We start from the raw sequence: 6,661 nt of genomic DNA, 5'->3' as shown, positions 1-6,661 counted from the left end.
TTCAAACACCCCTATACCACACCTCCTTTGTTGTTTTTTGTTAGGTTCTTCTTGCTGTGTCCTCCCCGGTTGGGGCCGCTCCCCCCGCCGACAGGCCGTGCTTGCGCAAGCGACCCTCGGGGACCTATCCGGCATCCCTCGTGTTGTTGCGCTGCGTAATCGTGGCGGCGATGTCGTCGCGCTTGATGCCGCGCTTGTTGACCACCTTGCCGTCAACGCGGCGGCTGATCTGCTCGGTGGCGATCCCGTACGGCTTGAGCGCGGCGGTCAGCGCCTCCGCCTTCGGCTTGGCCTCCAACTCCGCCCACGGCCCGTAGACGTCCGGGCGCAGGTCGGCAAGCCGGTCCACGACCGTTTCCGACCACACCTTGGCCTCGCCCTTGCCGAGCACGGCCGCGACGTCGTCAAGGATCGTCGCGGACGCCTCCGGCGCAGGTGCCTCGCCGACCGCGTCGCCGGTCAGCGTGCCCTCCGCCTCCCGCAGGGCGGCGGCGCGGGTCAGGATGCGTTCCGCGTCGCGGCCGTCGGCGAGGTAGGTGCGCACGATCCCCGCATCGTCGGACATGCCCTTGAGCAGACCCACGCCCTTGTGGGACTTCAGCAGCTTGGACGCGTCCAAGCCCTCCGAGTACGACCCGGCGCCCAGGATGGTGTCCGAGACCTGGTAGGCGCCGACCCTCAGCGCGAACCGGGCCTGATGCTGATCCCGCAGCTCGGACGGGCAGGCCTTGTCGTCCGGCTTCTGCGTCGCCGTCATCACGGACACGCCGACGGCCGGGGCGACCCGGGCGAGGTAGACCATCAGGGACAGGATCTCCTTGCCGTGCTCGGGGTGGGTCAGGTACTCCTGCACCTCGTCCACCACGAACAGCGTGAGCGGCATGTTGAGCTTCCTGTCCCGGCTGATCTCCGGGGTGAGCTTGCCCTCCGGGCACACATGCAGCGGCAGTTCCGACAGCCGGTGATAGCGGTCTTCGACGTCCGCCTTGAGTTCCCGTAGCGAGGTCAGCAGGTGCTGGACCGGGTCGAACCCGTTCTTGGGCACGATGCCGAACCCGATGCGGTGCGCGACCAGGGCGAACTTGCGCCAGTCCGGCGACGCCTTGCCGTCGAACACGTACAGCCGCACGTACGGGTCCAGCGCGGCGGCGAGCGCGATGGTGCGGGCAGAGAACGTCTTGCCCTGACGCGGAACGGCACCGACCAGCAGCGACAGCCACAACATCGTGGCCATGACCGGGTTGCCCCGCTCGTCGACACCCCACGGGAACGGCTTCCAGAAGTCCACCCGCGTTGCCCCCAACAGCGGGGACTTGCCCGACGGCACGGCGAGCGGGTCACGGTCGGCGATCCAGTACGACACCCGCCGCCCACTCGTCTCGTCCTTGTCCAGGAAGAGCTGAGTCGGGGCGATGTCCATACCGGATGCGAGCCGCGCGTGCGCCTTCACCGCATCCTCGAACGTCTTGCCGTACGGCAGATCCACCACCACCCGCCAGCCGTCGCCGTCCCGGCCGATCGGCCGCGGGAACGCGATCGTCTGATCCTTGGTGGTCAGCCCGGACGCCTCATGCGCGCGGATCACGATGTCTGAGGACAGCCGCCGCTTGCGGAACGTCACCTTGGCCATGTCGATCAGCGGCCGGTCCGCCGGCGCCCCGGCCACACCCAGAGTGGTGGTCAGTGCGGCCATGGCCAGCATGAGCAGCCACGAAGGCGCCATGACGTACAGGGTCAGCGCGGCGGCGAGGCCGACGACACCGGCGATCGCCGCGACGATCCCCCGCAGCCTCACGCGGTCGTTGCGCTGACGAGAGAGCTTCAGGTATTCGGCCGCGTCCTCGTTGGCCACGGCCGCAAGCCGCAGTCCCTTGCCCTCCGCGTCGAACACCCACCGGCCGACCGCCGCCGACCAACGCCACGCGCCGCGCGGCGAGTACGCGCAGATCTTCGGCGTGTACACCAGCGGCAGACGGACGGCGTGGTAGCCGACCACGGCTGAGTAGTGCCGCACCGCCCACTTGCGCACGGCCGTGCGCTGGTCAGGCAGCTTCACCCAGTCGGGCAGGACCGGAAGCCGGGCCTTGTCCTTGGCTTCCATCCACTCCGCGACCGAGGGCGGGTAGGCCTCGCGCGGCGGGTCGACGGGGGCCCCGTCGGTCAGCCCTTCGGCCTCGGAGTCGTCGGTGTCGGGGAGTTCGGCCTCCCACTCCCCCGGCTTGGCCTCGCCCTCGCCGGGCGAGGCGGCCGGGACGGTGTCCTTCTTGAGTGGGAACGGCAGTACGTCGGCCGTCTGCTCGTCGGTGCCTTCCGGGTCCCCGGCGGGCGGGAAGGTGGGGTTTTCCGTCACGATGTACGCACTCCTTCGGGAGTCGAAGGGTCCGGCCGGCTTGCTGTGGAAGGTTGGGCGGCCGGACCCGGATTCGGGGTGGTTCAAGCGGCGCGCTGTTCCTCGGGATAGGCGCAGGTCACACACATGCCAAGCGTGGGCGGGATGACGTATCCGGCATCCCGGCCGCACTCGGGGCAACGGCGGCGGGCGGCATTGGCCTTGGCCAGGGCCGCCCACCTCGCCGGAGTCATCGGCCGCACCGGAAGGGCGAGGTCGACTCGGTACAGGTACGCGGCCAGCGGGACCCGACGGCGGCGCGGGCGCAGGATCTGTGCCGCGATGTCCTGGCCCCCCGGCCGCAGCCCACGGATGCGGAGTTGGCGGCGGGTGGCCATGCCGTCGGGGGCGTAGCGCCACGGGTAGGTGGGGATGCCGAAGCGCTCGCCGGCCGGGTCGAAGCAGTCGGCCAGGGTCAGCCCGCTCACGCGGCTTTACCGCCGTCGGCGGCCCGCTCGGCGAGGATCGTGTCCCGCAGCATCCGGGCGTTCGCCGGCGAGGTACGGACCTCACGACGGATGCCCTCAGCCGTGATCCGGCCGTCGGGCCATTCGGCGGTCGCGGTGCGGGCCTCAGCGAGCAACTGATCCGCCGTGCGCTTCGGCCGAGGCGAGCGGGCCACCTCCGGAATCCGACCGGTCGCCCGACGGGATCGGGGGGTATCGGCCGACACCGCCCGACGCCCGGTCGGCGCAGGATCGGCCTTGGCCGGGTCGACCGCCGGGGCGATCGCGGGCATCGGCTTGAGGGGGAGAGTCGGCTTCAGGAAGTCGACCGTCACCGGATCGGCCATCGAAATCCGGGACAGCATCACCGACGGCGCCGGGGTCGATTCCCGCAGCTCAGCCGTAGACCGATTCCTCATGGTCTCGGTCGATTCCTCCACATTCGCGTCCGTGTCGGGAATCGGGGCGAGGGCGGGGTTGGTGCCGCCGAACATCGACGCGAGCGCGGCGTCCGCGCCGTCGGTGATCCGATCGCGCTGGACCTCCAGCAGCCGCGATCCGAGCGCCGCGTCCCCGACCCCGACCTTGCGGGCCAGACGCCATGACGCCCGATCGGACCGCTTCCGCACCCGGCCCACCGGGTGGTGAGCGGCACGGGCGCGGTGGTAGGCGAGGGCCTGCACGATGTCGGCCGTGCGTCGCTCATGCTCCGCATCGCGGCCGTCGGTGTGTACGACGATCCGGCGGGCCAGGAAGGCCATGCCCTCCGCCGACACCGACATGCCCATCGGGGTCAGCGCGTAGACGACGGTCCGACCGGCATCCGGCGCGGCCGTAGCGCCCATGACAGCGGCGGCGGCCGGCAAGGCCCACAGCCCGATCCGTACGACGCGCGGCGAGGACTGACCCAGCATGGTCAAGCCCAGCAGGACCAGGGCGAGCACGGCCGTGGCGCCCTCGCCTGCACCGAGCGCACCGAGTGCGGTCCCCGTGCCGTAGGCGTGTCCGATGTTGCTGTAGGTACCGATGCCGCCGACCACACCCGTGGCGAGCATCGGCACGAATGCGGCGGTCAGGACACCGATCTGAATGTTCGTCAGCGGCTTACGGGTCTCGTTCACGCCGCTTCCCTCGTCCCCGAGCGGAAGTCGCGAACGGCACGCAGGAACGGCACTGTCCGCCTCAGCGCGTCGGCGTACAGGGCGTCCCAACCGGCGATCTCGTCACCGGCCTCCGCCTCCGCCCGCAGGTCAGCGAGGACGTCACGGGCCGCGTCCTCACGGGCGGCACGCTCGCCGTCCGTCTCGAACTCCAGCGGGCCCCGGAACAGGTCGACGTCGATACCGAGCGCCAGTTCCGCGAACTCGAAGTCGCCGTAAGCCTCCTGGCCGGCGACGAAGCTGCGCATACGCATGGTGGATCTCTCCTTGACACGTCGGGAAAGACGCGGGGTGGCCGGCTGTCCTGTCCGGGAGTGCGACCACCCCGCGAAGGGGTGAGGTGCGAGACCTGCGGTGCTAACGGCCGTTGATCTCTCGGATCTTCACGTTCCGGCCGTATCCGTCGCGGTGGCGAACGAGCTTGAAGGAGCCGCCGCCAACGTCCGTGATGCGGTGCAGCTCGCCCTCGTACACAACGTCCGTTCCGACCTGGTCCACGTTCGGGTGCTTGGGGTTGGTGATCCGGCGCATGGAAGCGTCCTCTCGCATCGGGAATGGGAAGGTCCGGCGCGGCGGGCTGTCCTGTCCGGGAGTGCCGCCGCGTCCGGCAATGAGGGCCCACGCCGCAGGAAGCGGCAGGCCAAGTAGCCCCGGGCGGAAGTCGATTCCGCGCCCTCACGGCTGGATACCGGGGCCGACGGGCATCACCCGGCCGTCACGGGGACGGGGGAGTAACACCCCGTCGATCTCTAAGCGCGCTGTTGAGTTCTCAAGCCGCAGTCGCTTCCTTCGAGCCCGTTTCACGGAGCCCTCCGGGCGTTGGCGCAACCCTCGGTTCACGCCCGTTTTGCGCGCAGGTGTGCCGAGGTTCAGCGACCGCCGTTCTCCGAAGTGACCGGCGGGCACATCCCTAAGGTTCCCTAGGGTTCCCTGCGGTGTCAAGCGGTAAGGTAGGGAACCTCAGGGAAGTCACGACAGGGAGCAGGCGACATGGCAGGCCAGGCCGACAATCGGGCCCCATACGCGAAGATTGCCGCCCACTACACGGAGCTGATTACGTCTGGTGAGCTGGAGCCGGGAACCCTCTTGCCGAGCATCAAGAACCTCGCGGAAGAGTGGAAAGTGAGCACCGCTACCGCTGAAAAGGCGCTGCGCAAGCTGCGCAACGAGGGACTTGTGCGGGGTATCCACGGGATCGGGACGGAGGTCTTGGACCAGCCCGCTCCCATGTCTTCAGGCTCCCAGCGTCAGGACCGAGGGCGCCGAACCGGGTCTAGCTGGGGGGCGGGCGAAAGGTCCGACTCACATCAGGCAGCCGTAGTGGCCGCACCCGCCGACGTCGCCCAAGCGCTGGACATTCAGCCGGGTTCCGACGTGATCCGCCGCAGCAGGGTCTACCGAGACCGGCACGGCATCGTGGCCCACAGCACGTCATGGATTCCCGCTCGCTACGGGAAGCTGATCCCACAGCTAGCTGAAAGCGAGCGACTGACCGGGGGGACCTCGCTGCAGCTCATCGCCCAGGTGACCGGCCACCCGATAAGCCACCGCATCGACACAGCCTCAGCCCGCCTAGTGACGCCCGAGTACGCACAGCTCTTGGAGCTGGACCCCCACCAGCCGCCGACGGAACCCGTGGTCGTGATGACGGCGAAGTTCGTGGACAGCGAGGGGAACATCGTGGAATACGGCGTGGACCTCGGAGGCCCGGGCCGCACATGGCGAACCGAATCGGAGGTCACGTCATGACGGTCATGGATGACACGCTCGCGAGCGTCCTCGAAGAGCGCCTAGGGTCACTCATTGCGGCCCGCAGGGCTGGCACAATCACGCTCGAAGCCGAAGCGGAGATGTCCGCCATCTCCCAGACCATGACGAGACCGATGTCACCACGCCCACCGTTCTGCGTCCTGATGGCCGGGCTCCCGGGCTCCGGCAAGACGACTCTTTCCCGCGCTCTCACGGCTCGCGGGTTCGTACGGCTGTGTCCGGACGAAGAGATGTACCGCCGACACGGCGTGTACGGGGTGGACTTTCCCCGGGGCGTCTTCCCCACCCTTGAACGCCCGGTGCTGGAAGATGTCGCGGGCGAACTCCGGGACCATCTCAAGGCCGGACATGATGTCGTCGTCGACCACGGCTTTTGGACCCCCGAGGACCGTGCCCACTGGCGAGCCATCGCCACCGATGCCGGCGCCACTCCCGCGCTCGTCTACCTCGCGGCCAGCCACGATGAGCTGTGGGCAAGGATCAGCAAGCGCAACGAGTTCCACGCGAACGATCCGAACTCGATCTACTTCTCGGAGAGCGACCTTCAGCGGTACCGGACTCGGTTCGTACCCCCTGAGGAAGACGAACCGCATCTGCTTTACGACGGCGACCCTGAGGCCGTGATGGCGGCTCTGGAAGCCTCGCGGAACTGACGCTCGGAGGGCATGAAAGCGCAGGTCAGAGGTACGGGCTCCGTCTCAGTTTCCGTCTCATTCATACCCGTCCGGAGCCGTCCACAGCGGTTCACTCTCCGGCCCGGAGTACGGCAATGAACGAGGTTGAACGGGTACGGATCATGCGCTGACCAGCACGAACAGACCTCGAAAGCGAGTGTGGCGCAAGTCACCGAGGGTTCAAATCCCTCCGCTACCGCAGGTAGACGAAGGGCCCGGTCC

Annotated in this window: 7 protein-coding genes; 2 read left to right on the top strand and 5 right to left on the bottom strand. The window is 68.7% G+C overall.

Translation table 11 applies throughout. From position 1 onward, the window contains the following. Nucleotides 1-124: 124 nt before the first annotated feature. The 5 genes from ACWC09_RS51910 to ACWC09_RS51890 all read right to left on the bottom strand — a co-directional run bounded on the left by ACWC09_RS51910 (nucleotide 125) and on the right by ACWC09_RS51890 (nucleotide 4,526). Nucleotides 125-2,350, bottom strand: coding sequence for a cell division protein FtsK (locus ACWC09_RS51910; protein ID WP_450859230.1), 2,226 nt, complete (start codon nucleotides 2,348-2,350; stop codon nucleotides 125-127). Nucleotides 2,351-2,433: 83 nt separating this feature from the next. Further along, on the bottom strand, nucleotides 2,434-2,817 hold the full coding sequence (locus ACWC09_RS51905) for an RRQRL motif-containing zinc-binding protein (RefSeq protein WP_450859229.1): 384 nt from the start codon (nucleotides 2,815-2,817) through the stop codon (nucleotides 2,434-2,436). Then, nucleotides 2,814-3,956 (bottom strand): conjugal transfer protein, encoded by a 1,143-nt coding sequence (locus ACWC09_RS51900; protein ID WP_450859227.1) that lies wholly within the window; start codon nucleotides 3,954-3,956, stop codon nucleotides 2,814-2,816. The genes ACWC09_RS51905 and ACWC09_RS51900 overlap by 4 nt, the downstream gene beginning before the upstream one ends. Next, nucleotides 3,953-4,243 (bottom strand): hypothetical protein, encoded by a 291-nt coding sequence (locus ACWC09_RS51895; RefSeq protein WP_450859232.1) that lies wholly within the window; start codon nucleotides 4,241-4,243, stop codon nucleotides 3,953-3,955. The genes ACWC09_RS51900 and ACWC09_RS51895 overlap by 4 nt, the downstream gene beginning before the upstream one ends. Nucleotides 4,244-4,352: 109 nt before the next feature. Continuing rightward, nucleotides 4,353-4,526, bottom strand: coding sequence for a hypothetical protein (locus tag ACWC09_RS51890; RefSeq protein WP_450859225.1), 174 nt, complete (start codon nucleotides 4,524-4,526; stop codon nucleotides 4,353-4,355). Nucleotides 4,527-4,985: 459 nt separating this feature from the next. On the opposite strand from ACWC09_RS51890, the gene ACWC09_RS51885 reads away from it, so the two are divergent. Together ACWC09_RS51885 and ACWC09_RS51880 are read left to right on the top strand one after the other, a co-directional pair. After that, the gene (locus ACWC09_RS51885; protein WP_450859224.1) at nucleotides 4,986-5,744 is read left to right on the top strand and encodes a GntR family transcriptional regulator; all 759 of its coding nucleotides are present in this window, start codon (nucleotides 4,986-4,988) and stop codon (nucleotides 5,742-5,744) included. Next, on the top strand, nucleotides 5,741-6,418 hold the full coding sequence (locus ACWC09_RS51880) for an AAA family ATPase (RefSeq protein ID WP_450859222.1): 678 nt from the start codon (nucleotides 5,741-5,743) through the stop codon (nucleotides 6,416-6,418). The genes ACWC09_RS51885 and ACWC09_RS51880 overlap by 4 nt, the downstream gene beginning before the upstream one ends. Nucleotides 6,419-6,661 lie beyond the last annotated feature (243 nt).

Source organism: Streptomyces sp. NPDC001617 (genome assembly GCF_053596855.1).
The sequence above is the reverse complement of the archived record's forward strand: the minus strand, read 5'-3'. Positions and strand labels throughout refer to the sequence as shown.